Here is a 26,609-nt window from a genome sequence, read left to right as displayed (position 1 = left end):
AAATTTCACACTAAGACGCTATTCAATCGAAATACTTACCGCACCGTTTTCGGCGCAAACTTCAACGTGTTGAATGCTTAAACCTTCACTCAAACGAACAATGCATTGTGATGCTAATTCAGGCATTAGCGTTCGATTAATTATTTGTTCGATAGCCCGCGCTCCAGTTTCTGGAGAGTGATTTTGCGCAATGAGGTGTTCGATTAACGCATCGCTATAAGAGAAACTTGCGCCGTAATGACTACGCACGCGTTTTTCAATTCGACCTAATGACAAGCGAGCAATTTGTGCCATCTCATCATTGTTCAATGGGAAGTAAGGAACGACTGTCGTCCGACCTAAAAAGGCTGGTTTGAAGTAGTTTTGCAGCGCAGGGAAAATAGTCTCCGTCAGCTCGGGTACACTTGGGCGATCATCAGCACAAGCATCAACGACTGCACTGTCGGCGGCGTTAGACGTCATGATGATAATGGTATTTTTAAAGTCAATTTCGCGACCTTCACTGTCTGAAATCGAGCCCTTATCAAAGATCTGATAGAAAAGATCGTGCACGCCTGGGTGTGCTTTTTCCATTTCATCAAGCAGCAATACTGAGTATGGATTCTTGCGAACCGCTTCAGTTAATACACCACCTTTGCCGTAGCCAACATAACCAGCAGGCGAACCGAGTAGCATTGAAATCTTATGCTCTTCTTTAAACTCGGTCATGTTGATGGTGGTAATGTTCTTTTCACCGCCATACAGTAAATCTGTTAATGCCAAAGCCGTTTCAGTTTTACCTACACCGCTTGGGCCACACATCAAAAAGACACCAATAGGTTTACGCGGATCGGTCAGACCGGCACGCGACATACGAATTGCTTTTGAAATTTCTTCGATTGGTGCACGTTGGCCGATCACACGTTTACCGATTTCAGCTTCGATATTGAGCAAACGCGCTACTTCATCTTTCACCATGTTGCCAACTGGGATCCCAGTCCATAATGAAATCACTTCCGCAATAGTTTGTTTATCCACTTGCGGGATAACCAAAGGCGCTTCACCTTGCAGCTCAGATAGCTCATTCATCAATGCAGCCAGTGCTTGCTGCTCTTGGCTATCAGCGACAACTTCACCAGCGCGGAAACGTTCAGTGATTGTGCTTTGCAGCTCAACAATTTGATCAACCAGTGCTTTTTCTGCACTCCAGCGACCATCTAGTTCAGCATATTCAGCTTCCAATTTCGCAATCGTTACCTCAATTGCAGCCAGCTTATCGGCACCGTTTGCTAACATGGCATGTTCATGCTCAAACGACGTTTTTTCGTTTTTAGCGTAACGAATTTGCTCAGCGAGATTATCTAACTGTTGAGGTAACGCACTTTGGCTCAAACCAATGCGAGAACAAGCGGTGTCAAGTAAGCTGATTGCTTTGTCTGGTAATTGACGTTCAGGTAAGAAGCGAACCGACAATTTCACTGCCGCTTCTAGTGCTTCTTCTAAAATAGTCACTTTATGGTGCTTTTGAAGCCCTTTCGCCACACCACGTAGCATTTGAATTGCATCCGTTTCGTTTGGCTCACCCACGCCAACCAATTGAAAACGACGCGTTAAAGCAGCATCCGTTTCAAAGTACTGTTTATATTCAGCCCAAGTTGTTGCCGCAATAGTGCGGAACTCACCACGCGCTAAAGCTGGCTTCAATAGGTTTGCTGCGTCATTTTGTCCTGCTGCACCACCTGCACCAATCAATGTGTGGGCTTCATCAATGAAAACAATAATTGGGCGCGGCGACTGCTTCACCTCTGCCAGAACATCTTTCAAACGGTTTTCAAATTCCCCTTTGATACTGGCACCCGCTTGAAGCAAAGATAAATCCAATGTGCGAAGCTCCACATCCGCGAGTGATGGTGGAACGTTACCATCCACAATTTGCTGCGCTAAGCCTTCAACAATGGCTGTTTTACCCACACCAGGATCACCCACAAGAATTGGGCTGTTCTGACGACGACGGCAAAGAATATCAATGGACTTACGAATTTCAGTATTACGACCAGAAATTGGGGCTAGCTTGCCGTTACGTGCCGCTTCCGTCAGGTTATGAGTGTATTTATCAAGTGCAACGGTGCTTACTTCACCGTCTACAGGCTGAACATCGCTATGACTGGTTGCTTGGCGCAAAGTCTCTTTGTTTTTTGCAGCTAATTGTTTCAGCGATTCTAACGACACTGTATTTAGCCAAGGTGCAAGCTCACCGTTGTAGCCACCTTGATCAATACGCTGTTTCAACACCATTAAAACGTGGTAGCCATTGATGCTACCGTTATTCTGATTTAGCGATGCCAATAACCAACAATCTTTCAGCAACTCAACCAATGATGGCGATAACGCTGGAGCACTGTCATTACCACGTGACAAACCATTAAAATAACGGGTTAAGCCTTGAATGATCTGCTCATGATCAACATTACCTTGCTGGATTAATGCTTTCCAACCACTGGTAGTCTCATTTAGTAACTGATAAAACCAATGCTCAGACTCAATACTAAAGTGTGTCCTTGCCATACAATCACCCGCCGCCATTTCAAGCGCGCTCTTCAATGTCGGGGTTAATCGTTTGACCAAACTTTGTAATTCAACGTTGATCATGCTGTGTTCCTGTTATGTTTGAGTGGCATTACCACGTAATGTTGTTTTAGTTGTTTCGGTGCAAGCCATGTCGACTGAGCCAGTCGAATATCACTTTCTTCTGAGCTAGTGAGCTGAAGTCCCGGAAGAAAACGTCCACACACTTTCATCATTAGCTTTAAGTTGATATCCGCCCCCATGTAGTGGCGAACAAAGCCATCAATGGCTTCAACCAGATCGTTATCATTTCTGATCTGAGTAAATTCTTTGCTATTAGGTAACACTGTGACTACTAACTGCTGAAAAGCTGTTACAGCACTCTTCCCCACAAGCGCGTCATACCCTAACTGGTTGTTTTGCCCTGACTTGCCAAGCTTAGTCACACAACACGGTAGCAAGGGTTGGTAATCGACATCGCCGTAACACACTTCAAAGTCATACTCGAAGTAATCAATCAGCAAGTTTTTAAGGGTTTCAAGGCAAGACAGTTTCAAGCCCATCACACCGCTGTATTGCACTAAATGGCGACTCGTTAATGCGCTGTTATTGCCTAAATCACCACTCAAATTCGCCAGCATTTGACTTAGCGCTACGTCATGACGATTCCATTTGAAATGCTCTTCTTCCGCTTGTAGCACCAAGTTATTTTTAATTTCGACTTGGCAATGAAGGCGATAATGGCGGTTACTGAAGCCATCAAAAAAATCCACCAGCGCGTCATTACCTTGCTCGAACGATTCACGAAGCGCTTCGGTATAGATATGGCGAGGCATAACACCTTGGCTTCCCGCCAAAGAAGGTAAATCACAATTGAGGTACCATTGGTTTGCCCCTTTAACGCTCACATCAACGATGTCTGAGGGCTGATACGCAGGTAGCGTGCACGATGAAAAACGAATGAATGGTCGTTGTCCAAGTTGTGCCGCTTGGTGTTTGATCAGCTGAATCGCTTGTGGCAATTCAAAGGCGTACGGTGTTTCGCGTAATAAGGTCAAAGAAGATTTTTGCATCCTGACCTCCTTGGAAATACGCGATGTTCACCGTCACGACCATCAAGTAAAATCACCACTTGGGTAAAACTGTTAAAGCCCGCGAAATAAGCGAAGAATTGATCAAGCAAATGCGACAATAACTCCACACCACCACCTAAACTTTTTCCATCAAGGGTGACGTAAACACGAGTACCATTCGCAAAGCAGCTCTTGCCTGAAATACGTATAGGCGCCACCGCCTGCTCTTGCTCTAACTTCACGATTGCATCAATGTACGCTTCGTTTTGTGAGCTTTCGTTGTGGTTGTAGAGGTACAACATATCTTTTAATGCGGATACAGGATTATCAGCACCAAAAATAGCTTGGTAATTGAAATGTAAATGCGCCAATAGCGGCCAAGCATCTTGCTCGGTAGCCTTAATGCGTACCTGTGGCTTAGGTCTTCTTAGCAACGAAATATCAGCTGGAAGAGAAATAGAATCATGACACTGAATATCACTACTCACCGATAACTGCTGAGATAGTTCACCATTTGAACATGTCGCGTTAATCAACATAGTGTGTGCATTGTCATTCGTGCTCACATGCTCAAGATCGGCAATGCGTAAATCACTTTTTAATCTGCGCCCTTCTGAGCACCAAGATTGTTTCAACTGCCAACGCAATCCAATTTCAGCACCACGGTATTTTTCACCGTACAGCGGCGGCACTGTTCTAACATGTTGCTCAGTCACGTCCAACACACTATCGACAGAAAAAACTTGAAGCTCCTCTTGTCCACCCGCATCCAGAATAATTGGGTACTGCGCGCGGCTAAAATCCACTTTCATCGGTTCTGCCGTCAACGACTGCAAATTAATGATGGGTGTACAAAATAAGTGAAAGTTTTCTAAACCTAAGCTGCGCGCCAACTCAATTGGCATATCATCCATGAAGATCACAATCTTCATGGTGTTTTGTTTTACACCCGATAAGGCTTTACCCAACTTCAGCTTCATGGCGTGAAAACGCTCAGCAAACATGAAGAATTCAGTCAGTAGTTTGAAGCCGCCAAAGCTGCTTACGCTATACGGCAAGACATAATCACTGTCATCAAAACCAACGGGCAGTAAACTCTCCGCCCCTAGCTCAATGAAGGTGTCATCTAAACGAATGCAAACTTGGTTAGTACCAGCAAAAAGGTGGTCATATAAACGCAGAATCGACGCTGTCTCACCACGCAGAAAAATAGGAAACGATTCAAGATCAAGATCGGCAAATTGCAATGTCGGATCAGAAGTTTCGAACTCCAACTCCAGCATCGCCTTAGCCTGTTTAGCACTGTGTGGTTTAGCGATATCAAACGGTGCAATCGACACTTGCGCCAATTTTAAAACGATGGGGTATAAATCTACCTCTTGGCAGGTTTTGAAAATCGCAGTATCTGTACCCACATCTGTGAGTCCAAGTTGTGTCCCTTTCGGCAACGTGTAGCACGCAGTTACTTCTTCGTGAGGTTGCATTTTCACCAAGCTGTACGACGGGATCGGACGGGTAAAATGCGGGAATAACAACTGTAACAAGCTATCTGTCAACTGCGGGAAATTGTCGTCTAGACGCTGTTGTAACTTTGCATTCATGAACGCAAAGCTTTCGATCAAGCGCGTCACTTGCGGATCATCAATACCATCACCATTGATGCCTAAGGTCTTCGCAACACCTGCATGGCGACGTGCGAATTCACCCGCATCTTTACGAATGAAGGCTAACTCTTGTTCGAAATAATTTAGCAATGACTCAGACAAGGTTGGTCTTCCTTACATCTAAACTACTGGTGGTGAAATCTAAGCTCGAATCAAATACAACAAGGTCGTCACCAAAATCAGTCGTCACGATTCCTTCAATGCGGAACTTGAGCTTATTACTGTCAATCGAGGCATCATCTAGCTCAATTTCAATGTCTTTTAAACGCGGCTCAAACAATTGGATAAGACGTTTAATTTCGTGCAAAACCACATTACTGTTAGCGCGATTTTGCGCCCGCATCGCATTGACCATGCCAAAGGTAGCAATGGAGTTTTCCACTTGGTCAGGTAATAACGCACTGCCACCGGCTAACGCTCCCCATATTGGTGAACGTGTAGACAAAAGAGCTGTAAGGTTTTCAATGATCGCATCTCGCACGTTATCAACGTCGTTATGCCAATTACCTTTCATTTTGGAGAGCAAACTCATTCTGCATCCTCACCAAGTTTGCGAGCAGGCACATCGGTCAACAGCACGATATGGGTGTCTAACATCTCGTATTGATACTGAGGTTGAAGCGTGATTTGACAGCGATATTTGGTGGAATCGAAGCTGTCTTGACTAAATGCAACACTGGCTTGTTTTAGGGGGTAGCGCGCCATGATCGAATCATCGCCGTAATCCACACCACTAATGTAGTTTTGTAACCAGCGTTCCAAGTCTCGTTCACATCTGGCGGCACTATCGTAACTACCGATGCGATCACGAATCTGTGCTTTGATGTAATGCGCAAAACGACACGCCATTAGATTAGTTTGCAGCATACCGTTAACACGACTGGCTTCGTCAGATGGCAACCACACCGACTGATTGCTAAAAAAGCCTTTTTGACCGCTCAAATACACACTTGATAGCGGTGTAAAGCCTTGTTCAGACCAAAAACTATCGTGTTCACTGTAAATATCGACACGTGCTTCAATTGCTGACGCAGCATAAACCGCTGACTCTTTGCTTGCCGCCCAATGTGTTGCCAAGCCATCCGTTGTTACCGGATTCTGAATAATGGCGCCATAGCTACCCGACTCATCGTAAGCACGTAAAAAACCAAACCAGCTAATACGATCAAATTCACGGATCACATTTGCGGCTAATAAGTACGCTGCATTCCCCCATAACACCGATTTTTCATTGGCCGTTTCTGTAAATACAAAACCGGCGCGATAGTGTTGGTAAGCTGAACGCAAGCGATATTCTGGCAAGACAATATTCAAGAAGCGGCTAGATCCTCGCTGGCGTAGCAACTGCCAACTTTGCAGATCCAAACTCGATAAAATACGCTTTATTCTTGCTTGATCATGAATAAGGCGAGCAGGCTCATCACCAAAGAAATATTGATTTAATCCTAAGGCGACGGGGCATAACGAGCGCTCCCCTAGCTCACCTAATAGTTGCAAGGTGTATAGATCATCGAATGCTGCTTCTTCATCGAGATCGAACTGCACCAAGCGGTCAACCAGTAATAAGCCAAATGGTTGACCACCTGCGGTATCCAATTCATTGGCATACACTTTTTTATAAAGCGCACTATGGGAGATATCGAAAGACTGGTTTAAATCAGCAGATAACTCAGACCAACTCACATCGTTGAGTTTGATTCTTACGCGTCGATTAGACACAGGTAACAGAGTCAGGCGCTGCAAATTAGTCCAACTTGATTCCAACTGCTTAAAAGCTTTGTGCTGGATAACTTCAGAAAGTTGCTCGCTAAGCAAACCATCAAGTTGACTAATGACTTTACTGAGTAACGCTTTAAATACGGCTGTATTTTGCTGGCTGGCATTATCTAACAGCATTCGCCAAAGCCTTACATCTTGTAAGATGCTGGCGGATGATGTTGGATTTGATGTCGTCATAAATAACCTCAAACCGAGGGAAGTTCCCTTCCCTCGGAAATACAATTAGCCCGGAATGTTAGCAACCATACGTAGCGATGATGTTAACTCTTCCATTTGTAGCCATGGGCGCAGGTAAGCAACCGCTGAGTAACAACCAGGGCGACCCGCTTGTTCTTCAACACTAACTTTCGCTTCAACTAATGGGTGAGTTGATTTCGCTTCGTTACCGATCGCATTCGGGTTCACGTACTGGTGAATCCAGTCGCTTAGCTCTTTCTCGATATTGGCAGGATCTAGGTTTGAACCTACGCGATCACGCCCCATCACTTTCAAGTACTGAGCAATACGGCTGCTTGCCATTGTGTATGGCAGACGTGCAGAAATTGCAGCATTTGATGTCGCGTCAGGATCTGTGTAAGTCTTAGGTTTATGCGTGGTTTGTGCACCCATGAACACCGCGTAGTTGGTGTTTTTGTAGTGAACTAGAGGTAGGAAACCAAGATCACTTAGCTCTTTTTCACGCTCGTCAGTCAGGTTTACTTCTGACGGACATTGCTGAACAAGATCACCTGCTGGTGTGTAGTAAGTGAAGTTAGATAGATTCTCAACCTTACCGCCATTATCTGCACCACGAATAGCCGTACACCAACCAAATTGAGTGTAAGCTTGCGTTAATAACAGACCGTATTCGTATGCTGCGTTGCTCCATACAAAATCATTTTGCGACTCTGGTACAGCGTTGCCGTTAGCATCTTTTGACAACTCTTCGAAATCAAAAGAATCAACTTTCACTGTCGCCTTGCCGTAAGGAAGACGCGCAATTGTTTTCGGTAGCGTTAGCGCAACGTAACGAGAATCATCACTAGCACGGAATGCATTCCAGCTTGCGTATGCTGGCGAATCAAAACCTGCTGCAACTGGTTTACCTTCAGAGAAAGTCTCAAAAGAATCGAAATCGAACATGCTTGCGTTTGCCGCAGCAATGAATGGTGAGTGAGAAGCCGCAGCAACTTCACCCATGTAACGAAGTAATGCAACATCTTCGTCACCGTAACCGAAATCGTAGTCACCAATTAATGCACCGTAAGGTTGACCACCTGCAGTGCCGAATTCTTCTTGGTACACCATCGTAAAGAAGCGGCTTCGGTCAATCGCTGGCGCATCTTCAAATTGTTCAAGCAATTCATCTTTGGTGTAGTCAGCAAGTTTGATCTTAAGATCAGGGCCTAGCTCACTGTTTTTAACTAGCTTTTGTAGACCTAACCAAGTACCTTCCAGTTTTTGGAAATCTTGGTTTTTCATAACGGTAGAAAGCTGCTCTGAAATTTTCTCATCAAGAGCCGAAATCGCTTTCTCAATCGTTAGTGTCAGGTTCTTATCCCAAGTAACAGTCCCCTCTAACACTTGAGAAGTAAGAACAGACAAGAGTTCTTTGGTTGTATCTGCTGGTGTTTGTGTCGTGGCTGAAATCGCACGATCAAGGAAATTCAGTTCACCTTCCGCGGCTTCTGCTTGTGGCGCTGCTTGTTGTTCAGTCGTCATTATTCTTCCTCCCCACCTTTCACACCAAGCTCTTCAGCCAAGTGTTGAATCGCATCTGTGCTTTGTAGTACTTCTTTTAGTAAGCGCTCTAGATCGCGAGAGCGATCAGCTTTGCTTAGTAGCACTTTTAGTTGATTACGAGTTTCAACTAACTGCTTCAGTGGGTCGATTTGCTCAACCAGACTTTCTGGGTGGAAATCTTTCATTGATTTTAGTGAGATATTTACTTCAAATTGGCTATCGTCGTTCGCCAATTTGTTATCTACTTTGTAAGACAGGCGTGGGTTGATTTGGCCCATCACAGTGTCGAAGTTGTCTTTATCAACACCAGTAAATTCACGTTCTTCTAGATCTACTTTTTCACTTTCTGGTTTATGACCAGAAAAATCGCCAATAACACCAACAACAAAAGGCAATTCTTTTGTTTCAGTTGCACCGTTAGTTTCAACATCGTAAGTAATGCTTACACGGTTTTTGCTTACACGCTTATGTTGCGAGTTGAGAGCCATACTCTTCCCTACCTATAAATATTCAAAAATAATCAACGGGTTTAATGCGCTGCATTACTGCAGCGCATTAAGAGCGATTATTTAGCGCCAGACAGAAGCTTGCCTTGCGGTACGTGGTAAGAAACAAGACCACCGTCAACCATCTTACCGCCATCAGCTTCATGCTTATGTTTCTGATCAAGCTGGATGTAAGAAAGTGCAATGCTTTCAAATGGTTGAGAACCATCGCTACCACTTACGTTGTAAGACACTAGACGTGCTTTTTTCAGACCAACTTGGAAGTAGATCTCTGCGCCAGAACCGTCACGTGCAGGTTTTGTAAATACGATATCTACATCTTTACCTTCTGCACCTGGGTTAAATAGGAATGAAAGTAGATCTTCTGAAGCACCATCAACTTCTTTAGTAATGTTAACTTCGCTCATCGCAACCATGCCTGAGTCAGCATTGTTGCCGTTACCGATGTCCATCGCTACTTGACGAACAGCACCCCAGCTGTATGAGTTAAGTGCAAACCAACCGTCTTTTGGTAGACCTTCAACAGTTGCACCACCTTCTACTTTAACGCCTTCTATACGCATATAGATGCTCGCCATAACATTTCCTCTCTATCTTTATTGTTTGCAATACAGGTCGATTACCACAGTGAATCACTGCTGGATGTATCTTCCTGTTCCTCTTGTTTTTCCTTGGCTGGCTCTTCCGGCACAACAGCTGGGCTTGGCTCTGCAACAGAGATTGAAGCCGTAGCTACTGATGGCTGAGCCATATTTCTCTCGGGTAATTGTGTTTGACCGTCTTCGTCCAAACCGGATAAATTAAAGACGCTGTTAATCGTATCTTGCTGATGTGAAAGCATTTCTGACATCAATTCAGGCAGCGACAAGTAACCCCAACGAATGGCTTTTTCTAGCAAATAAGAGACTGGGCTGTGCGGCTCTGTTTTCTTAAAAAACTCTGCTAACTCACGCATTTGGTGAAATGCTTGATCACGATTTTTGACCTGCATATCCGCAATTGATGTGAACGACACAGGTGTTACTGTTTGTATTGCAGCTGGAGCTGAAACCATCACTTGCTCAACATTACTCGTTGTCATAGCCTCTCCCTCTGTCGTTGCATTCACCTCAGTGTGCGGTTCTTCAGCACTGCTGCTCTCTTCGATAATTGAGGTCGTTATTTGAGACTCAGGCTTAACGCCAGCAATGTGGTCAATAACGTTGATGAGCTTAGTTAGTAGCCCCAAAACAAACTGAAAACTTGGAGCAGCGAGTAAATACTCTTGGCTGTATTGTTTTACCTGGGATTCAATCTCAGTCAGATTGGTACGAATCGCATCCAAGTTATTCACTAAGAGAGTGACGTCATTACGATGTGTCATCGCAATGCTATGGTAGGTTTGTCTTAGTTCAGCCAAGCTACCTTTACGCTCTTCACTCAAATAGCGGGAATACGTTAAGTCGCCAATTAAAGGCAACATTAATAATGGGGAATAAAGCAGCGAGCTATCTTCAGATTCACCGGTTAATTGAATGAAGGCTTTGAGTTTGAATTCAGCTATCTCTTTGGCTTTTCCAAAATCATCATCAGCACGGATCTTACCTTCGGGTAAAATTGGATGTAGCGATTGCCAATGGTCTTGAACCAATGAAGCGAACCATCCACTGAAATTATTTGCAGACTGTAAACTAGAGTCAGAGATTACTTGGGCAGTTAGCATCCATGATGCAAGTTCAATATCACGAGAAGACGTTTTAAATACGTCATAAAGAGAATCTGACAGCGCAGACCAGTTTTGAACATTGCTTTCATGAAGGGCGTCAATTTCGTTTGGGTCAGGGTTTTGAACCAATTGACGCTGAGAGGTTTGAGCTAGATTAAACTCATTTCTTAATGGTCTAAAAAGCTGTCTATTTGACTTTAAATAGCCTCCGCAAAACCCTTCTTCATTAATCGGACTTGAAAGCTCGATAGCTTTATCATCAGTAAACCGCATAGCAAACCTTTTATTATTATTGTTATTTGATAAACCTTACTAAAGACATGGAATCACATTAACCAGTCAAAAATAAACAATAAACTTATAAGAAAAATACTCATAAGCATGCATTTATAAAATATATAAAACTGTGTTTTCCAATAACTCAACAATATCTTTTTTTATTTATTATAGAAACAAATTTTTACTGGTACGATGTGCGTATAAATGGATTACCAGTAACACACACTCACAACAAAATCATAAATAATCGTTATTAATTAATAAGTTACATCGAAACAATTACAGTTAAATCCTGTTAAAATTAATATTTAATTATCTAAAACTTGTAAAAATACATTTAAAATACACTTATAAAGTGCGTGAATAGATTTATTTTTAACCAAGTGATGCAATTGGTTTTATATTATATAAATAATAAACTTCGCTTATTTTATAAATATTGCCTTTTCTACAAAAGTTAGCCTACAACTGCCGTTGATTAACTCATGACTGCTAAAAGAAAAGTAAACCAGTCGGTCTAATTGAATTATATTGAAAGGATATTAATTAACGCTTAGTATCGTGCTGTATTAAAAAACAACCGATTCGAGAACCTATTGTTTCTTTACCAACAACCGCCTACCCCAAAAGTATTAGAACGACATATTCAATCAAGAGAATATAAATAAAATTAGAATAAAAGCTCTATTATTTAAGGCTAAGAATAAAATGACATCTGTAGAATATAAAGAAGAACAACGTCCAATACTTGCCACCATTGATGGTAAAGGACCTTATATTGTGATTAAGCTGAAGGTCTGTGAAAAATTATCAGACCCAGCTTCATATTGTGCACTTCTTACCACTACAGATCCCATTACTGAAAGTGTGTTAGGTAAAACGCTTGATATAAATTACTCACCAGGTTTTGAAGGATTACGTAAAGAAGCGAAACGTTTTTATGGCATCGTTAGCAGCATTGAAAATGTGAAGTTCGATATTAATAAGCAACTTTACACCTACAAAATTGAAGGTATTGACCCCTTCTCCATTTTAACGTTTCGAAGCTCGAGTCAAGTTTTTCAAGACATGACGACAAAGCAAATCGTGGAAAAAGTTTTATCCAGCTCAGGTTTCAAATCACACTTCAAACTCTCTATGCGTAGTGCGGGGATCAAACATAGTTACTGTATTCAATTTAATGAAACCGACAGTCGTTTTTTACAGCGCTTACTTGCGAGTGAAGGATGGCATTACCATGTCGATCACAGCAGCAAAAAACCTCTAGTCATCATTGGTGACAGCAACCAAGATTTCAAAACCATTGAAGGAAACCGTATTCCATTTGTTGCCAAGGCAAAAGATAAACGTGATGCGATTAGCGAGTGGCACTTTAGTAACAAGCTAGGTGCTAGCAAGTTATCTCTTGCAGACTTCAACCATGAAACAGCAGATGTGCTTGATAGCGGTGAACGCTCATCCAGTAGTAAGAGCAAAGTCAGCGCGCTAAGTCATCACTTCTTTGGCCAAGGCATTAGTGACAAATCCACGACTCGTGATGCCGCCAAAAAACAGATGGAGCGAATCGATAGTCAAAAAGTCTTGATTCACGCTTCTTCTACTAACACCGCTATTAATTGCGGGCAGAGGTTTAAGCTAACAGATCACACAGAATCGGACTACAACCAAGAATATGTGATCACGCAAGCAACACACTGGATTACAGCCGACGAAGGTGTACAGCAAGCAGAATACCGTAATGAGTTTCAGTGCGTGCCTTCAAGCCTAACTTGGCGTCCAGAGTTTATCGCTAAACCTGCGATTTACAGTGTGCAAAGTGCCATAGTAACGGGTCCAAAAAACGAAGAGACTAACCAAGACAATCTTGGTCGGATCAAAGTGCATTTTCATTGGGATAAAGATGGCCAAACCAATGAGAAGAGTTCCTGCTGGGTGCCTGTTGCGCAGGCCACGGCAAGCAATGGCTTCGGTATTCAATTTATTCCTCGGGTTGGTGACCAAGTCTTAGTGAGTTTTATTGATGGTGATCCTGATCGCCCAGTAGTGAGTGGTTCTATCTACACAAAGAAAAACAAACCACCTTATAGTACGGCAACCCAATCAGGGATAAAAACACGCACTACCCCAAACGGTAATAGCAGTACCGCGAATGAATTACGCTTTGAAGATAAAAAAGACAAGGAAGAGATCTATCTGCAAGCCGAAAAAGATCTAACGGTGAATGTCAAAAAAGACAAAAAACAGACCATCGCAGGCTTGGCAACAATGGACGTCACCAAAACGCTCGCGATCAAGAGCAAAGAAGCCATGTCGTTTGAAACTGAAGATACCCTATCTAATAAGGCTGCAAAAGACATTAGCTTAACATCGGATGCGAGCGTAACTGCAAAAGCGAGCAAAAATGCAGAAATCAGCGCCAGTTCTAAAGTCACCATTGATGGACAAACCATAGAGCTCAAAGGCAAAACAAAAATCAAGTTAAGTGTTGGTGCAAATGCAATTGAAATTAGTCAAAGCGGCATCAAGATTTCAGGTACTCAAGTCACTGTCGATGCCAAAGGCACTGCCAACCTTAAAGGCACTATGGTCGCAGTGGAAGGTAAAGCAAAAGCTGACTTTAAAGGTGCGATTGTGGGTATTAATGGCAGTGCAATGACCCAAGTAAAAGCTGGGGCTATGGTACAAATTCAAGGCGCAATCGCGAAGGTAAACTAATGCAATACTTAAAAATCCCTCAATTGAATGCGACAGATATTCTTGACCTGTATGAAGCAAGTGAAGAGCTACTCACACTCGCAAAACAACACGAACAACCAGCTTCACTCATTCGCGCCGCCATTAATGCAGAGCTTTATTCTGATACCGCCATATTTCTTGCCCACGCCCTCCCTGTTCGTGAAGCGGTTTGGTGGGCTTGTTGCTGTGCCAGTTTACGTCCTGACTGGAGTGAAGACGAATCAAATGCCGTTCGCGCAGCAAAGGCTTGGGTTCATACCCCTGATGAAACAGCACGCCGCTTTGCTGAACAAATGGCAACCAAAGCTGATTTACAAACAGGGGCTGGTTGGGTAGCACAAGCCGCGTTCTGGAGTGGCGGCAGCATGACAAGTCCTAGTGATCCTGTAGTACCACCACCAGCGAATCTCTATGCCCACGCGGTTGCTGGCGCAATTAACCTTTGTGCTGCTCTTCCTATCAATGATGAAGTTGAAGGTGATGAAGCTAAGAAGAGATACATCGCCTTTTTTAATATTGGCTTAAACATTGCCCAAGGTGGTAACGGCCAAACCGAATAACATCCGCCTTCCGACAGTTCAATAAAGGAATCATTATGCTACCCGCCGCAAGAGCAACAGATATGCATGTTTGCCCCATGCAAACGCCAGCTGTAGTCCCTATCCCGCATGTCGGCGGTCCCTTGTTGCCACTACCAACAACAGTGCTTATTGGTAACTTACCTGCGGCAACCATGGGCCAGATGTGTGTTTGTGTTGGTCCACCAGACAGCGTGATAAAAGGCAGTGCAACGGTACTTATTAATAACAAGCCCGCAGCTCGTATGGGTGATATGACCGCACATGGCGGCACCATTGTAATGGGAATGCCTACCGTTCTGGTTGGTGGCTAATACACTGTTAGCTACTACATCGATTTTTCAAAACAAAAAAGCCTCGCAGATCACTCAACGAGGCTTAGTTTTTCATCCTACAACTAATTAAATACTTCTAATCAATAGCCGTAATTATTAGTTTATAGCAATTAGTTTGTTGCTAGCTCTGCTACTGTTTCTTCATCTTTTGCATTCATCATGCGAGATAGTAGTGGCGTAGTGATTGCCATTAGAACAGCGACAGCCAATGTCACAATACCAATGTTTTGGAACACTTCAGTATATAGTGGCAATGTTTGTAGTGGATCTGTCACGTTTTCTGGCGTTGCACTGAAAGACGCTACGTAACCACCAATGATGAACGAAGCCGCTTGTGTTAGGAACCATGCACCCATTGTGAAGCCCATTAGGCGCTGAGGCACAAGACTTGCCACCATAGCCAAACCAAGACCACTAATTAGCAGTTCACCCAAGCTTTGGAATAAGTAAACTAATACCATCCAACCTACAGAGACCATACCGGCTTCATCAGCAAACCACAGACCCGCAGCTGCTACTGACAAGAAACCAAATGCACACATGAACATCCCAACGGTGAATTTACCTGGCATTGAAAGGTCACGCCCACGGCTACCGTAGTAAGTGTATAGGTAAGCCAAAATTGGGCTACATAGTACAACCCAGAATGGGTTAAGCGCTTGAAGGCTTACAGGGTTAACGTTGAAACCTAGAATTTCAGTACGTACGTTGTAAATCGCAAAGAAGTTAAGCGATGTTGGCATTTGTGCGTATAGAACGTAGAACACAATCGCTTGAAGCATAAGAACAAATGCCACAATCATTTTCTTACGTGCAGCACCTTGAACTTTGAAGGTTTCTTTCATGAAGATGCTAACCACACCCACACCAATCAGACCAAGTACAACGTTAGCCATAAAGATGTTTTGTAGTAACCATGCACAGATAAGCGTAGAAACAACGGTACCAGCAACCACCATTGCTAGGTGTTTAGGGTTCATTGGTTTTGAATCAGGATCTGAACCAATGCCTTCTACTGTTTTGCGGAACATCACGTAGCTTATTAGGCTAGCAATCAAACCAAGACCACAAACAACAAATGCTGTTGCGTAGCCAAAGCTTGCCGCAATTACAGGGCTTAGAGAAAGTGATACCAAAGAGCCGATATTGATAGACATGTAGTACAGCGTAAATGCACCATCAAGACGGCTATCGCCTTCTTCATAACATTTAGCAAGTAGGCTTGAAGGGTTTGCTTTAAACAAGCCGTTACCCACAGCGATTGCACCTAATGCAAAATAAATGAAGCGAGGCTCTAGAATAGAAAAGCCCATTAAGAAGTAGCCAGCGGCCAGTACAATAGCACCGAAGATCATAGTGCGTTTTGTACCTAAAACGTGGTCACCTACATAACCACCCACTGACACAAGACCGTACACCAAAGCGGCGAATGCACCAAATGTAACGAAAGAATCTTGCTGTGAGAAACCAAGTTGGTTAACGAAGAAAACAGCAAGAATGCCCTGCAGGCCATAGTAACCAAAACGCTCCCATAGCTCGATGAAGAAGATCATCTTAAACGGTTTTGGTTGGTCGAAAATACTAACATTTTTAGACATTACGGTAATAATCCCTAGCTCTTTATAATTTGAGCGGCAATTTAACCTCCTATAGGAAATAAATAAAGTGATTAATGTGGTTGTTTCTAAATATTACGTGTGACAAGAATCTCATTCATAGAAATTTGGTTGCACAATTTAAAATCAACAACTTAAATTAAGGGTTCACCGTATAAATATTACGTACTCAATCTGGTTAAACATCCAAACCCACCAAATTAACTTGAGTAAAAATTGACTCAAAAGATGATAAAGCAGACTAATAAACAACAAGTTAGCAACATGTTACGGATTGCGTTATAGTCTCCCCCCAATACGAAAAAAAGTTGTAAGGAAGCATATGCAAGCTAGGGGCATTAAGCGTAGAGCAGAGTTAAAAGCGGCAACACGTGAGCTGCTTACTGAAATGGATATTTCCGAAGTGACTTTTGCCGACATCGCACAGCGTGCAGACGTACCAAAGAGTTCGGCATACCACTTCTACGCTAATATCGACGATATTTACGCAGAAGTAGCAAGTGAGTACGGTCAGCAGATCTTAGAGCTACTTTCTGAAGTGCCTCAGTATGAGGAAATTGATGGCTGGCAAGATATTGTCGATACCTTAATTGATCGTTGTATTCTCTTCTATGAGCAAGAAAAACCCGCACGAGAGCTGATTATCTCAGGTAAAACGTCAGCGGCAATCAAACAAAAAGATCGCAACAATGACATGATCCTCTCCGCTAAAATCTATGCCATTTTGGATCACTTCTTCGAGTTACCGCAGATAAATAACCAATCCGATATTTTCTATATTTGGATTGAGATTGTGGATGTCATTTTCACCCTATCACAAATGAAGTACGGTTTTATTACCACCAGCATGGCAAACGAAGCCAAACGTGCAGCCAAAGCTTACCTTGGCACGTATTTAGAACCAACGCTTGTAAAAAAACCTAAGTCTGTACTTATTCCTGCATTGTAAAAAATAAGCGAACTGCAAATTACATAGTCATGCATTGCGTAGAGTAAGTTAACAAACGCCTTTATACTAAAGGCGCTTGTTTTACCCCGTCGCCTAGCTTTATTAAGCAACGATACTATTTTTACCTGTACACAACATCTGCGGATCAGAACCGTCCTTTGGCTCATAAAACTGACAAGGACCATCCAACATATCGTGCTTGCACACTTTCGGTCGTTTCTTACCTTTCGCCTCATATAACGCGGTATCGGCTGCCGAAATGACACTATCTAAATCTCCAGTAACCGGAGCACAGCCAATGCTCATAGTAAATTGACATTCCTTGTTTTCATAACTCACGCGATGAAGGCTAATTCTATCTCGCAGCACTGATAGCTTGGCTTTGGCATCCGCAAACGAATCAGCTTGGAACATAATAGAAAACTCATCACCACCATAACGCGCAGCCGTAGAATTTTGCGGCAAAAAACGTTTAAGTTTTTCAGCAACCGTCATGATCACTTCATCACCAAACAAATGCCCTAACCCATCATTGATCATTTTAAAATCATCGATATCCATCATCGCAAGATAGTAGTTTTTGCGTTCGCATTGTAAGGTTTGCTGAAGTTGTATCCGTAAATAATTTTTGTTCATGAGCCCCGTCATCTGATCCTTATTCTGGATCTGCTGACGGAGCAAAACATGGTTAAGCGCACCCTGCGCATAATTACGATAAATATTAACGACCCAAGGTGTTTTTGCGGTGGCACCTAAAATATAAATGATGCCTTGCACATGCTGCTGTTTGGTTAGAGGTACTCGAATCACATTTTGGTGAGGTGCAATAGTACGAGCAATCACATCATAAGGGTCGTGCTTATTCACTCGCATACTACGGTGCTTAGTTACAGGAAGATAGCTTGCCACATCAACATAACTAAAATGGTGATTACAAGTCACGTCAACAAACTCATTTGCTACTTCATCGTAAACAAACAGCATTACTTGATTACAGGGCAACAATCCGTGAATCATCTTGGTAAGCTGCTGATTCAATTCAGATAGCTCGTTTACTTCTATTAGGTTGCGCCCGTTATTGTGGATCAACATCGAAGTAAATCTAACAATCACCATAATGGCAATAATCGCGACTAAGGCTAAGCCGACCGCTCCTAGGTTAAACGCTTTTGCGGTAATATCTTGTTTAATCGTCCCGGATAATAGCACCCAACCAAATGGGTTATCAGCATCATAGACACTGAACTTCCATTGCATTTGATACATGTAATTATCAATCGTACCTTTGAGCTGCCCAGACCGAATCTTTTCAATTAATTCAGGAGATACACTAACTGAAGGTGTCGCAATCCGCCGTTCATCAGGGTGCATCACAACTTGTCGATTACTAAGATCTACCGCATATAAATAGCCATGCTCTAAAGTCTTTAAAAGAGAAAGTTGTTGATATAAGCCCGTGGCATCCATCTCTAACAGTACATGCACTAAACGCCCTTCATATGAACGTGCCACTTTTACTAAGGTAACGCTCCACTTTTTGGTCGAACGACTCATATAAATAGGTGAAAGGTAAGTTTCCCCCGCTTCTCTCGATACCTGAAACCAAGGTCGTGTTTTTACCCGTTCAGTAGCCTCAGTTACGGTGACACCATTCGTAGCGTAATAATTACCACCCGTATATAAACCAATTTCAGAAAACTTAGGCTGTTGATCAACAACATGTTGGGCAGAAGCTAAAAAATCAGCAATTGAAAAACGTTTATTAAGCAATTCATTCAGCAAAAAAAGCTGGTTCTCTGCTGCATTAAAATGCAACTCCAAATATTCCCTAGCAACTTTAATATTCGTCCTAGCCTGTTCATACGCATCTTCTTTGCTCGATTTTAAATCCGTATAACCCACATAGATTAACGATAAGAAAATCACAGCAATTAAGGGGAAAATAATCTTAATCAGATGCTTCGGCTTTATATCCATTGACATTGTCACACTCGATTCATTACTGCCTACTTTGCAAATATGTGTGTGACCAAGCTAGTAAAATGAAAGCAAACCACATAACTAGAAGGCACCTGGCATATAGATGTAAATTTATACTAGCGTAAGTAACTGCTCACACAGCAATCCGCAAATTTAGGCAGATATAAGATTTATCCTGATTTTTGACTATTTTATCAGCCATGTGTTCATACACACTAGTTTCATAATGATGCATGTAAGTTTCTGAAGGCAAAAACCATCAAAAATGAGACCTAGCTCAAATTCATCCTAGCGCTCAACTCGAATTGAGAGTCAGGTTTTGTAATACTGAATTGGCTAACTTTCAGCTTGATCATTAATCTGGTAAAAAATAAAAGGACAATTTATGAAATGGATTCACACTACCCTAAGTTCCTATTTCATTATATTTTTACTTAGTTTCAGTTTCTCAGCCCAAGCAAAAATCGCGCTTAAATTTGAAAAAACAGAGAGTGATATTCCCGAATTTTTCCTTAATGATATAAAAACACTCTCACAAGACTTTATAGAGTTTGCCAATTACCTTGCTCCGATAAAACAAGATGTCACATTACAGTGGGCTGATAATATTGATGGGCCTTTATTCGACCCAGAAACCAATACCATTCAGATGCCTTACCATTTTGCTGGCGAAACATTCACGCTATTTGATGACGACAATTACGACAAAACCGGACGCACTGCATTACAAGCCACACTTGATGCAATTCAATTCATTTTGTTTCATGAATATGGCCACGCCTATTTACACAATTACCAGATCATCACTTTAGGCAAGGAAGAAGATGCAGTTGATAATCTCGCAACAATACTACTTCTCTACTTTAACGATGATGGCGCTGAAATAGCGATTAGTGCCGCTGACTGGTTTGCTATTGCCGATGAGCAAAATGAATCACTCGATGAAGGACATTTTTGGGATGAGCATAGTCTAGACGCTCAACGTTACTACGCAATTCAATGTCTAGTTTTTGGCTCTGATATCGATGCCTTCCGCGACAACTTCACCAAAGAGCAATTAGAAGAAGAACGCGACACCGCCTGTGAATATGAACATTACCGCCAGTTAACCGCATGGATCACGCTAATAGCAAAACACAGCCATAATATGACGGCTGAACAACTTTTTACCCAGTTAGATCAAGAAGCTGAGGCTGAAACTGGTAGTTCACAATAAGCGAAGACACTCCGCCAAACACATCAACCAGAGAGTCACGATAAGAGCACACTAGCTAGTGGCACTCTCGTGACTTTGCCTTGGATAAATATGGGATAGCAATTTAAAAATCACAATGCGTTAATATCATTAACCAAGCTATATTTAGCCCTTTTAATGTCGTTACTTGGTTACAGACTTCCCCCTTAGGAGATCGATAAAACGTGATAATGCAGGACCATTTACTTTACCTGGAGCAGTTAGTAAGTCGACTTCACAACGGGCAGGAATATTGTCAGGATTATAGTCTGTAATAAAATTGGATAATGTCCCCATTGCCACTCGTTCTTGAGTAATTTCTCTTGGCAAATAAGCCCAACCTAGGTCTTGCTCCACCATTCTTGCGACGTCATGCATATCAGCAGCAGTCCATATCTCATTCGAAAATTTTGCTTTAATTCCAGTCAAAGGATTCTCAAGCATATCGCGACTACAGATTTGGCGAGTCATCATTAAAGTCTCACTATCAACCACCGTCATATCGGCTAACTCTGAATCGGGAGAACAAACACAATCAAAAATCACTGGCTGTAAATCAACGAAGTCAACACTTTCTGTTACTGCACCTCGGTTCAACTGAATAGCTAGATCGAGCTCACCAGATACCAATTGATGTTGCAGCGAATCACCACGAGAACGTGATACATGAATTTCTGTATGAGGATATTCGGCTGCTAGCTTTTCCAGCTCAACTTCGAAATACCCGAAGGGCATAATAGTATCAAGGCCTATCTCTAAAGACTCTTCTTCAAATTTTGCTTTACTCGCAGAGAACGCCATCATTCTTTCATTTTGTCTCAATATCAACTTGGCTTGTGCGTATATTTGCTCCCCAATAGGTGTCAACACTGGGTACTTCTGGCTTCTGTCGAACAATTGAACATCTAAAGTAAGCTCAAAATTATTGATGGAAGTACTGATCGTACTGTGGCCTTTACCTAATTGGCGTCCTGCGGCGGAAAATGAACCGGCTTCAACAGCCGTAACTAAAGCTATTAATTGATCCAAGTGATACATACACCTTCCCAAATTTTCGAAACTTCCTGACTTAATCTTAGATTAAATTGAGAGCATTATCTATCTCAAGGCAAGCAAGCCCTACTACAACTTTCAAAACCGATAGATTAACGAGGCAATTATGAAATCATTTAACCGTCGCGATTTTTTCAAACTAGCAGGCAGTACAGCAGCAGTAGCAGGTGTAGCTTCAACAGGCGCTTTAGCCTTATCTGGTGTGGCAAACGCTGCGACGGCTAAAAAGGACTTTAGCGGAAACAATGCGGCTTATCAGGGCCCAATGAAAAGCATCAATGTGTATTCTGAAGATGGCAAACTACGTGAAGTATTGTTTGGTCGCGTTGATAACTTGATACTACCTGAATATGACCCTATCTGGGATTTTGCCGGTGAAGCTACAGTTAACATGCTAAAAAAACATGGTGGTAAGCTTTTCTCAGAAGCTAACCCCGAGTGGTTTGCAAAGGCACATTCTCAAATCGAAAATGTCGTGAGTTTTCTGGAAAGCAAAGGCATAGTTGTCCACCGTCCAGCGGACCACACTAACGACATGATTAATAACTACAACAACATGAGTGTTATGAATGTCGATACCTATTGTCGAGATGGCCAAGTTTCTGTAGGCAACACTTTATTCGAAACGGCCTTCATGACACCAGAACGTGGCCGCAACAAACACGCTGTTCGTTATGTCACTATGGAACTAATGCGTAACGGTACCGACATCAAGTCAATGCCACAACCATTAGACACCTACAACCACGATCATGACCTAGAGCCATTGATTGAGGGTGGCGATGTCATGATTGACCACGGTCATATCTATGTGGGCAACTCAGGTAAGGCATCCAATGAGCTGGGTATCCAGTGGATGCGCAACGCTTACCCTGAGTGGAAAGTACATGAAATAAAGATCAAAACAGACAAGTTCCCTCATCAACATCTAGATTGTTTGATGAACGCGTTTGGTGACTGGGGTGTGATCCTTGAAGAAGACATTGTTGGCGGTATCGAGGGACTTCCAGAGCCACTACGCAATAAACAGTGGATCCCAATGACCGCGGAAGAAGCCCACCTTAAGTTGGCAAACTTCATCGCCATCAGCCCGACTGAACTTGTCATGGCAACTGAAGCAAAACGTCTGCGTGAAGCTATCAAAGCAGCACGACCAGAACTCACTATCTATGACTTCCCTTACTACGAAGTTGGTAAAATTGGTGGCTCCCTGCGCTGCAACACCCAACCAATTTTCCGTGAAGGTTAATTCTTAGCGAGCAAGCAACCTATCAGCCCTGCAATTGGCAGGGCACTTCTATCGTCATTAGCAATACTGCTCACTCCAACGACCTTTCAGAAGAATTGAAATCAACTGATTTCGATATGAGTTAAAGCTGATTGACAATCCTACTCTCAATTCACTTAGGATCAATTTCAAATGCTACGTTCAACAATTACTCGCCAACTCGCGACGACTGCACTCGGGCTATTAGCTACTGCTCAAACATTAGCAGACACTTATGTTGCTCCAGAAATGACAGCTAACCAACCGGGATTTAACGCAACGGCTAATGCTGCTGTATATGCCGGAAAAGGCTTAGTAAGTGCACTTACGTATGGTAACTACAAAATCAAAGGAATTGATGCTAATGGTCAGGATGTGCCAAGAGATGTAAGTTTACAGGTGCTTTTAGGCACTCTGCATTACAATACCGATTTAGAGCTACTCGGTGGTAAATATAGCTTTGGCGCAACGCTTGTCTCTGGTGGTTTGTATCCGGGAGGTTCAGACCGAGATTTGAACGGTAAATTGTTAGATGTCAGTCGCAGCCCTTGGGTGACACCAATCAAACTAAATTGGACCGTTGGTGACGATTGGCATCTGGCGGCTAACTATACGTTTCGCTTGGGTTTAAAATCTGGAAACACAAATACAGACAAAACCTACGATGTGCACCAAATAGGTGGTCAAGCAACATGGAACATCAATAAAAACTGGCAAGCAAACTTTGCTTCAAACATTGAGTACAGAACAAAGGATTTGCGTAGTGGTCACGATATGAAGCCAGGCACTATCGGTTACATTGAAGGCTCCCTTCAACATCGATTTGATAACGGTATGAACTTGGGTGGTTACGCTTACCATGTGGGTCATTTAACAAATGATGCTGGTCATAACGATAAGGGGGAACGTCTAGGCTACTATCGCTCAAATCTGACTGGTGTTGGAATAGAATTTGGTACACCAATCAAGGCTATCAACTCTAGTTTGAGCGTCAGACTGTTTACGGAACCATCGCGTTCTAATCACATGCACGGTGTGAGAGCGTTCGTTAGCTTAGCGCACAAGTTCTAACGCTGAGCTTAACGAAACTTAATTGCTAAATTTACAAATGTAATCTTGAAAAGCCTGCATCAAAGCAGGCTTTTCAATTTGAACTTTGGAAGCACTACTTTGAGCAACGCTTTACCTCATACGTGAAGCTAATGCACCAGCTACTCATTCAAAGACTTGAGCTCTTTCATCAAAAACTGTTGAACAGGCCCTTGTTGATGAGAAGATGACACAAGCATATCAATAAGGATTGTTTGCTTAGTATGGCTAAACTCTGGCTTGAAAATCTTTAACGTTCCCAACGCTAAACGCTCTTCCGCTATCACTTTCGGTACTGCGGCCCAACCAACCCCTTGTTCAACCAACTTAATCATGTCGTCCTGATCTGTCATTTCCCATATTTCTGGCGATACTGACGCATATGCTTTCAATACAGGATTATTTAACATGTTTACACAAGCTAACTGACGAGTCGCTAATAAGACTTCATTTTCGACAATAGGCATATCAGCCAAAGGGGAATCGGGAGAACACACACACACAAACTCGATCTCCAATATTGCATAGAAATCTATTGCTATTGGTGCCGTCTCAGCATTTGCAGCAATAACGATATCCAATTCTCCTTGCTGCAATTGCTCTATCAGCCAAGGATACTCCCCTCTATAAACACCCAGTTTAGTGTGCGGGTAGCTATCTGCCGTTTTCTCTAACAAGCTCTCTATTAATGCAAAGGGCACCATCTCCCCTAGCCCAATACGAAGCTTCTTTTCGACGTTATTCAATGAACTTTGTGCCGAGGCATGCATGCGCTCTATCTGACGAAGTAACAATAATGACTGCTCATAAAAGCGCTCACCGTCTTCAGTTAACGTTGGCATCTTGGTACTACGGTCAAATAACTCAACACCAAGTTCATCTTCCAAGCTTGTAATTGCCATACTTATCGAGCTGTGGCTTTTGCCCACACTACGAGCCGCAGCAGAAAAAGAACCTAGCTCGGCTGATGCAACAAATACTTTAACTTGTTCAATTGAAAACATATTTACCTCAGCTTTTAACTGTACTTAGCATGGGGGTCTACATCATTTTAGTCAATTACGTTACCCAGTCGACTGGCAAAGTGTAAATAATACTGAATATACCTGACTCTATCTTTTCAAGATTCTGATAGATACTGCGTCTCGTCAACACAGATTACCTCAACAGGAGACGCACTATGACAAACTCACTTAACCGTCGTGACTTTTTCAAACTATCAGGTGGAGCCGCGGCTCTTGCAGCTACGGCCACTTTGGCTCCAACCGCTCTGGCCTCAAACGGCAGTAAAAGCTCTGTCGACCCAACAAAACGTCTACACGTGACTCACGAGTATGGCAAACTGACGGAAGTCATCATCGGCAACCCGCCAGCACCGGATTCGAAGATCCCAAACTATGAAGATGGTTTTGAGCACAACATGGCACCTTTCCTAAAGCCAGAGACAGCTCAATGGGTTCGTGATAATAGCGGAAAAACCTGGCTAGAAGCCTACGGAGAAGAGACGTACACAAAACTGTGCGATCAAATCGAGAACTACGCAAAAACATTGCAAGACCAGGGTATTAAAGTCATTCGCCTAAAACAGTTCAATGACAAAGATGGCAACTACCTAAACGACAGCCACGACCAAATTTGGCCACGTGACATGTGGTGCACCGCAGGTAATACTGCGATGGTATCGTCACTACGCATGCCGTTTAAGCGTAAGCAGCAATATATGGGGGGCGAGGTGTATGTGCCAATCATGCTAGCAGGTCAAGGTAACTATGTATCTGCACCGCAAGCATCGCTAGAAACTTTTACTGACAATGTCGAAGTTCAAGAGCTGGCAGAGAAAAACAGCATCCTAATTGATGGCGGTGATTTCCTAGTAGATGGCTTCAATATCTATCAAGGCATTGGCCACGGTTCTAACGAAAATGCAGTTGCATTTGCTCAACAAGTGTTGGGGGATGAGTATAAAGTTCACGGACTTAAGCTACACACCAATGCTCTGCATCTAGACTGCGCAATGTCACTGCTAAGCCCTAAGCTTGGTTTGATTTGCCGCAAGTGGATTCTAAGCGACTTGCCAAAGAGTCTAGATGGTATTGAGTGGATTGACGTTACTGAAGAAGAAGCGTTCTGGTTAGGCACTAATGGCCTACCTTTGGATGAAAACACGGTAATTATGGACTCACGCCATGAGCGTATTATTGCTGAAGTACGTAAGCGTGGTCACAAAGTGATTGAAGTGCCATACGACATGCCAAGCTCAATCGGTGGTGCACTACGCTGCTCTTCACAACCAATTCGTCGTGAACCAGTGACTGCATAACAACAAAGATTTTCTCCTAAGACCCCACTCTGTGGGGTCTTGTTTTACCTCTAATCCAGCTGCTACATAACCGCACTTTCCTCAATTGAGAGCCCCTAGTGATTTCGCACTCCCTCAGTAAGCCTTTCCTCTGGCTTGTATTTAGGCATTCTAAGAATGCTAGTGCCAAGCCATTGAGCC

Annotated in this window: 21 protein-coding genes; 8 read left to right on the top strand and 13 right to left on the bottom strand. The window is 42.9% G+C overall.

From position 1 onward, the window contains the following. Positions 1 to 18: 18 nt before the first annotated feature. The 9 genes from tssH to A3K86_RS02545 form a co-directional block, all read right to left on the bottom strand. The gene (tssH, locus tag A3K86_RS02585; protein ID WP_068327254.1) at positions 19 to 2,628 is read right to left on the bottom strand and encodes a type VI secretion system ATPase TssH; all 2,610 of its coding nucleotides are present in this window, start codon (positions 2,626 to 2,628) and stop codon (positions 19 to 21) included. Further along, complete coding sequence (locus A3K86_RS02580; RefSeq protein ID WP_068327251.1) at positions 2,625 to 3,617, bottom strand: type VI secretion system baseplate subunit TssG; 993 nt, start codon at positions 3,615 to 3,617, stop codon at positions 2,625 to 2,627. The genes tssH and A3K86_RS02580 overlap by 4 nt, the downstream gene beginning before the upstream one ends. Then, a complete protein-coding gene (gene tssF, locus A3K86_RS02575) occupies positions 3,599 to 5,383 on the bottom strand; it encodes a type VI secretion system baseplate subunit TssF (protein WP_068327248.1) in 1,785 nt (594 codons plus the stop codon). The genes A3K86_RS02580 and tssF overlap by 19 nt, the downstream gene beginning before the upstream one ends. Next, complete coding sequence (gene tssE / locus A3K86_RS02570; protein ID WP_068327245.1) at positions 5,376 to 5,813, bottom strand: type VI secretion system baseplate subunit TssE; 438 nt, start codon at positions 5,811 to 5,813, stop codon at positions 5,376 to 5,378. The genes tssF and tssE overlap by 8 nt, the downstream gene beginning before the upstream one ends. Further along, positions 5,810 to 7,237: a type VI secretion system contractile sheath domain-containing protein gene (locus tag A3K86_RS02565; protein ID WP_068327242.1), complete on the bottom strand. Its 1,428-nt coding sequence runs from the start codon at positions 7,235 to 7,237 to the stop codon at positions 5,810 to 5,812. Before A3K86_RS02565 ends, tssE begins: the two co-directional genes overlap by 4 nt. A 45-nt stretch (positions 7,238 to 7,282) precedes the next feature. Further along, positions 7,283 to 8,761, bottom strand: a complete 1,479-nt coding sequence (tssC, locus tag A3K86_RS02560) for a type VI secretion system contractile sheath large subunit (RefSeq protein WP_068327238.1) — start codon at positions 8,759 to 8,761, stop codon at positions 7,283 to 7,285. Then, the gene (gene tssB, locus A3K86_RS02555; RefSeq protein ID WP_068327236.1) at positions 8,761 to 9,270 is read right to left on the bottom strand and encodes a type VI secretion system contractile sheath small subunit; all 510 of its coding nucleotides are present in this window, start codon (positions 9,268 to 9,270) and stop codon (positions 8,761 to 8,763) included. Before tssB ends, tssC begins: the two co-directional genes overlap by 1 nt. 77 nt (positions 9,271 to 9,347) lie before the next feature. Then, entirely contained in the window at positions 9,348 to 9,866 is a 519-nt protein-coding gene (locus A3K86_RS02550; protein WP_068327233.1) for an Hcp family type VI secretion system effector, read from the bottom strand. Between the two features lie 41 nt (positions 9,867 to 9,907). After that, a complete protein-coding gene (locus A3K86_RS02545; protein WP_068327230.1) occupies positions 9,908 to 11,266 on the bottom strand; it encodes a type VI secretion system protein TssA in 1,359 nt (452 codons plus the stop codon). A 714-nt stretch (positions 11,267 to 11,980) separates the two neighbouring features. Between A3K86_RS02545 and A3K86_RS02540 the strand changes: the two genes are divergently transcribed. Genes A3K86_RS02540 through A3K86_RS02530 form a run of 3 tightly spaced genes read left to right on the top strand, consistent with a single transcriptional unit; the run spans position 11,981 to position 14,900 of the window. Beyond that, a complete protein-coding gene (locus A3K86_RS02540; RefSeq protein WP_068327227.1) occupies positions 11,981 to 13,987 on the top strand; it encodes a type VI secretion system Vgr family protein in 2,007 nt (668 codons plus the stop codon). Further along, the gene (locus A3K86_RS02535; protein WP_068327223.1) at positions 13,987 to 14,568 is read left to right on the top strand and encodes a DUF6931 family protein; all 582 of its coding nucleotides are present in this window, start codon (positions 13,987 to 13,989) and stop codon (positions 14,566 to 14,568) included. The genes A3K86_RS02540 and A3K86_RS02535 overlap by 1 nt, the downstream gene beginning before the upstream one ends. 35 nt (positions 14,569 to 14,603) lie before the next feature. Next, a complete protein-coding gene (locus A3K86_RS02530) occupies positions 14,604 to 14,900 on the top strand; it encodes a PAAR domain-containing protein (protein WP_068327220.1) in 297 nt (98 codons plus the stop codon). 131 nt (positions 14,901 to 15,031) lie between these two features. Here the strand turns inward: A3K86_RS02530 and A3K86_RS02525 are convergent, their stop codons facing one another. Beyond that, positions 15,032 to 16,519 carry an oligopeptide:H+ symporter gene (locus A3K86_RS02525; RefSeq protein ID WP_068327218.1) on the bottom strand — a complete coding sequence of 496 codons (1,488 nt, stop codon included), beginning with the start codon at positions 16,517 to 16,519 and terminating at the stop codon, positions 15,032 to 15,034. 340 nt (positions 16,520 to 16,859) lie between these two features. On the opposite strand from A3K86_RS02525, the gene A3K86_RS02520 reads away from it, so the two are divergent. Further along, complete coding sequence (locus A3K86_RS02520) at positions 16,860 to 17,486, top strand: TetR/AcrR family transcriptional regulator (RefSeq protein ID WP_068327215.1); 627 nt, start codon at positions 16,860 to 16,862, stop codon at positions 17,484 to 17,486. A 102-nt stretch (positions 17,487 to 17,588) separates the two neighbouring features. On the opposite strand, the gene A3K86_RS02515 is transcribed toward A3K86_RS02520, so the two are convergent. Beyond that, positions 17,589 to 19,469, bottom strand: a complete 1,881-nt coding sequence (locus A3K86_RS02515; protein ID WP_068327212.1) for a sensor domain-containing diguanylate cyclase — start codon at positions 19,467 to 19,469, stop codon at positions 17,589 to 17,591. A 382-nt stretch (positions 19,470 to 19,851) separates the two neighbouring features. On the opposite strand from A3K86_RS02515, the gene A3K86_RS02510 reads away from it, so the two are divergent. Continuing rightward, entirely contained in the window at positions 19,852 to 20,682 is an 831-nt protein-coding gene (locus A3K86_RS02510) for a DUF4344 domain-containing metallopeptidase (RefSeq protein ID WP_068327209.1), read from the top strand. A 162-nt stretch (positions 20,683 to 20,844) separates the two neighbouring features. Here the strand turns inward: A3K86_RS02510 and A3K86_RS02505 are convergent, their stop codons facing one another. After that, positions 20,845 to 21,738, bottom strand: a complete 894-nt coding sequence (locus A3K86_RS02505; RefSeq protein ID WP_068327206.1) for a LysR family transcriptional regulator — start codon at positions 21,736 to 21,738, stop codon at positions 20,845 to 20,847. A 121-nt stretch (positions 21,739 to 21,859) separates the two neighbouring features. Between A3K86_RS02505 and A3K86_RS02500 the strand changes: the two genes are divergently transcribed. Beyond that, positions 21,860 to 23,002, top strand: a complete 1,143-nt coding sequence (locus tag A3K86_RS02500) for a hypothetical protein (protein ID WP_068327203.1) — start codon at positions 21,860 to 21,862, stop codon at positions 23,000 to 23,002. Positions 23,003 to 23,173: 171 nt separating this feature from the next. Then, the gene (locus A3K86_RS02495) at positions 23,174 to 24,091 is read left to right on the top strand and encodes a transporter (RefSeq protein ID WP_068327200.1); all 918 of its coding nucleotides are present in this window, start codon (positions 23,174 to 23,176) and stop codon (positions 24,089 to 24,091) included. Positions 24,092 to 24,231: 140 nt separating this feature from the next. Here A3K86_RS02495 and A3K86_RS02490 read toward each other — a convergent pair whose 3' ends face one another. After that, complete coding sequence (locus tag A3K86_RS02490) at positions 24,232 to 25,113, bottom strand: LysR family transcriptional regulator (protein ID WP_068327197.1); 882 nt, start codon at positions 25,111 to 25,113, stop codon at positions 24,232 to 24,234. A gap of 176 nt (positions 25,114 to 25,289) precedes the next feature. Between A3K86_RS02490 and A3K86_RS02485 the strand changes: the two genes are divergently transcribed. After that, positions 25,290 to 26,429, top strand: a complete 1,140-nt coding sequence (locus A3K86_RS02485) for a dimethylarginine dimethylaminohydrolase family protein (RefSeq protein WP_068327192.1) — start codon at positions 25,290 to 25,292, stop codon at positions 26,427 to 26,429. Positions 26,430 to 26,609: the final 180 nt, after the last annotated feature.

Source organism: Photobacterium jeanii (genome assembly GCF_001650345.1).
In the GTDB taxonomy this organism is placed as follows: domain Bacteria; phylum Pseudomonadota; class Gammaproteobacteria; order Enterobacterales; family Vibrionaceae; genus Photobacterium; species Photobacterium jeanii.
The sequence above is the reverse complement of the archived record's forward strand: the minus strand, read 5'-3'. Positions and strand labels throughout refer to the sequence as shown.

Bases quoted from the DNA above. Each gene is read 5' to 3' on its own strand.
- tssE (WP_068327245.1), bottom strand. From the start codon at position 5,813: ATGAGTTTGCTCTCCAAAATGAAAGGTAATTGGCATAACGACGTTGAT.
- tssH (WP_068327254.1), bottom strand. From the start codon at position 2,628: ATGATCAACGTTGAATTACAAAGTTTGGTCAAACGATTAACCCCGACA.
- A3K86_RS02580 (WP_068327251.1), bottom strand. From the start codon at position 3,617: ATGCAAAAATCTTCTTTGACCTTATTACGCGAAACACCGTACGCCTTT.
- A3K86_RS02540 (WP_068327227.1), top strand. From the start codon at position 11,981: ATGACATCTGTAGAATATAAAGAAGAACAACGTCCAATACTTGCCACC.
- A3K86_RS02545 (WP_068327230.1), bottom strand. From the start codon at position 11,266: ATGCGGTTTACTGATGATAAAGCTATCGAGCTTTCAAGTCCGATTAAT.
- tssC (WP_068327238.1), bottom strand. From the start codon at position 8,761: ATGACGACTGAACAACAAGCAGCGCCACAAGCAGAAGCCGCGGAAGGT.
- A3K86_RS02535 (WP_068327223.1), top strand. From the start codon at position 13,987: ATGCAATACTTAAAAATCCCTCAATTGAATGCGACAGATATTCTTGAC.
- A3K86_RS02510 (WP_068327209.1), top strand. From the start codon at position 19,852: ATGAAATGGATTCACACTACCCTAAGTTCCTATTTCATTATATTTTTA.
- tssB (WP_068327236.1), bottom strand. From the start codon at position 9,270: ATGGCTCTCAACTCGCAACATAAGCGTGTAAGCAAAAACCGTGTAAGC.
- A3K86_RS02500 (WP_068327203.1), top strand. From the start codon at position 21,860: ATGAAATCATTTAACCGTCGCGATTTTTTCAAACTAGCAGGCAGTACA.
- A3K86_RS02565 (WP_068327242.1), bottom strand. From the start codon at position 7,237: ATGACGACATCAAATCCAACATCATCCGCCAGCATCTTACAAGATGTA.
- A3K86_RS02525 (WP_068327218.1), bottom strand. From the start codon at position 16,519: ATGTCTAAAAATGTTAGTATTTTCGACCAACCAAAACCGTTTAAGATG.
- A3K86_RS02520 (WP_068327215.1), top strand. From the start codon at position 16,860: ATGCAAGCTAGGGGCATTAAGCGTAGAGCAGAGTTAAAAGCGGCAACA.
- A3K86_RS02550 (WP_068327233.1), bottom strand. From the start codon at position 9,866: ATGGCGAGCATCTATATGCGTATAGAAGGCGTTAAAGTAGAAGGTGGT.
- A3K86_RS02495 (WP_068327200.1), top strand. From the start codon at position 23,174: ATGCTACGTTCAACAATTACTCGCCAACTCGCGACGACTGCACTCGGG.
- A3K86_RS02530 (WP_068327220.1), top strand. From the start codon at position 14,604: ATGCTACCCGCCGCAAGAGCAACAGATATGCATGTTTGCCCCATGCAA.
- A3K86_RS02485 (WP_068327192.1), top strand. From the start codon at position 25,290: ATGACAAACTCACTTAACCGTCGTGACTTTTTCAAACTATCAGGTGGA.
- A3K86_RS02490 (WP_068327197.1), bottom strand. From the start codon at position 25,113: ATGTTTTCAATTGAACAAGTTAAAGTATTTGTTGCATCAGCCGAGCTA.
- A3K86_RS02505 (WP_068327206.1), bottom strand. From the start codon at position 21,738: ATGTATCACTTGGATCAATTAATAGCTTTAGTTACGGCTGTTGAAGCC.
- A3K86_RS02515 (WP_068327212.1), bottom strand. From the start codon at position 19,469: ATGTCAATGGATATAAAGCCGAAGCATCTGATTAAGATTATTTTCCCC.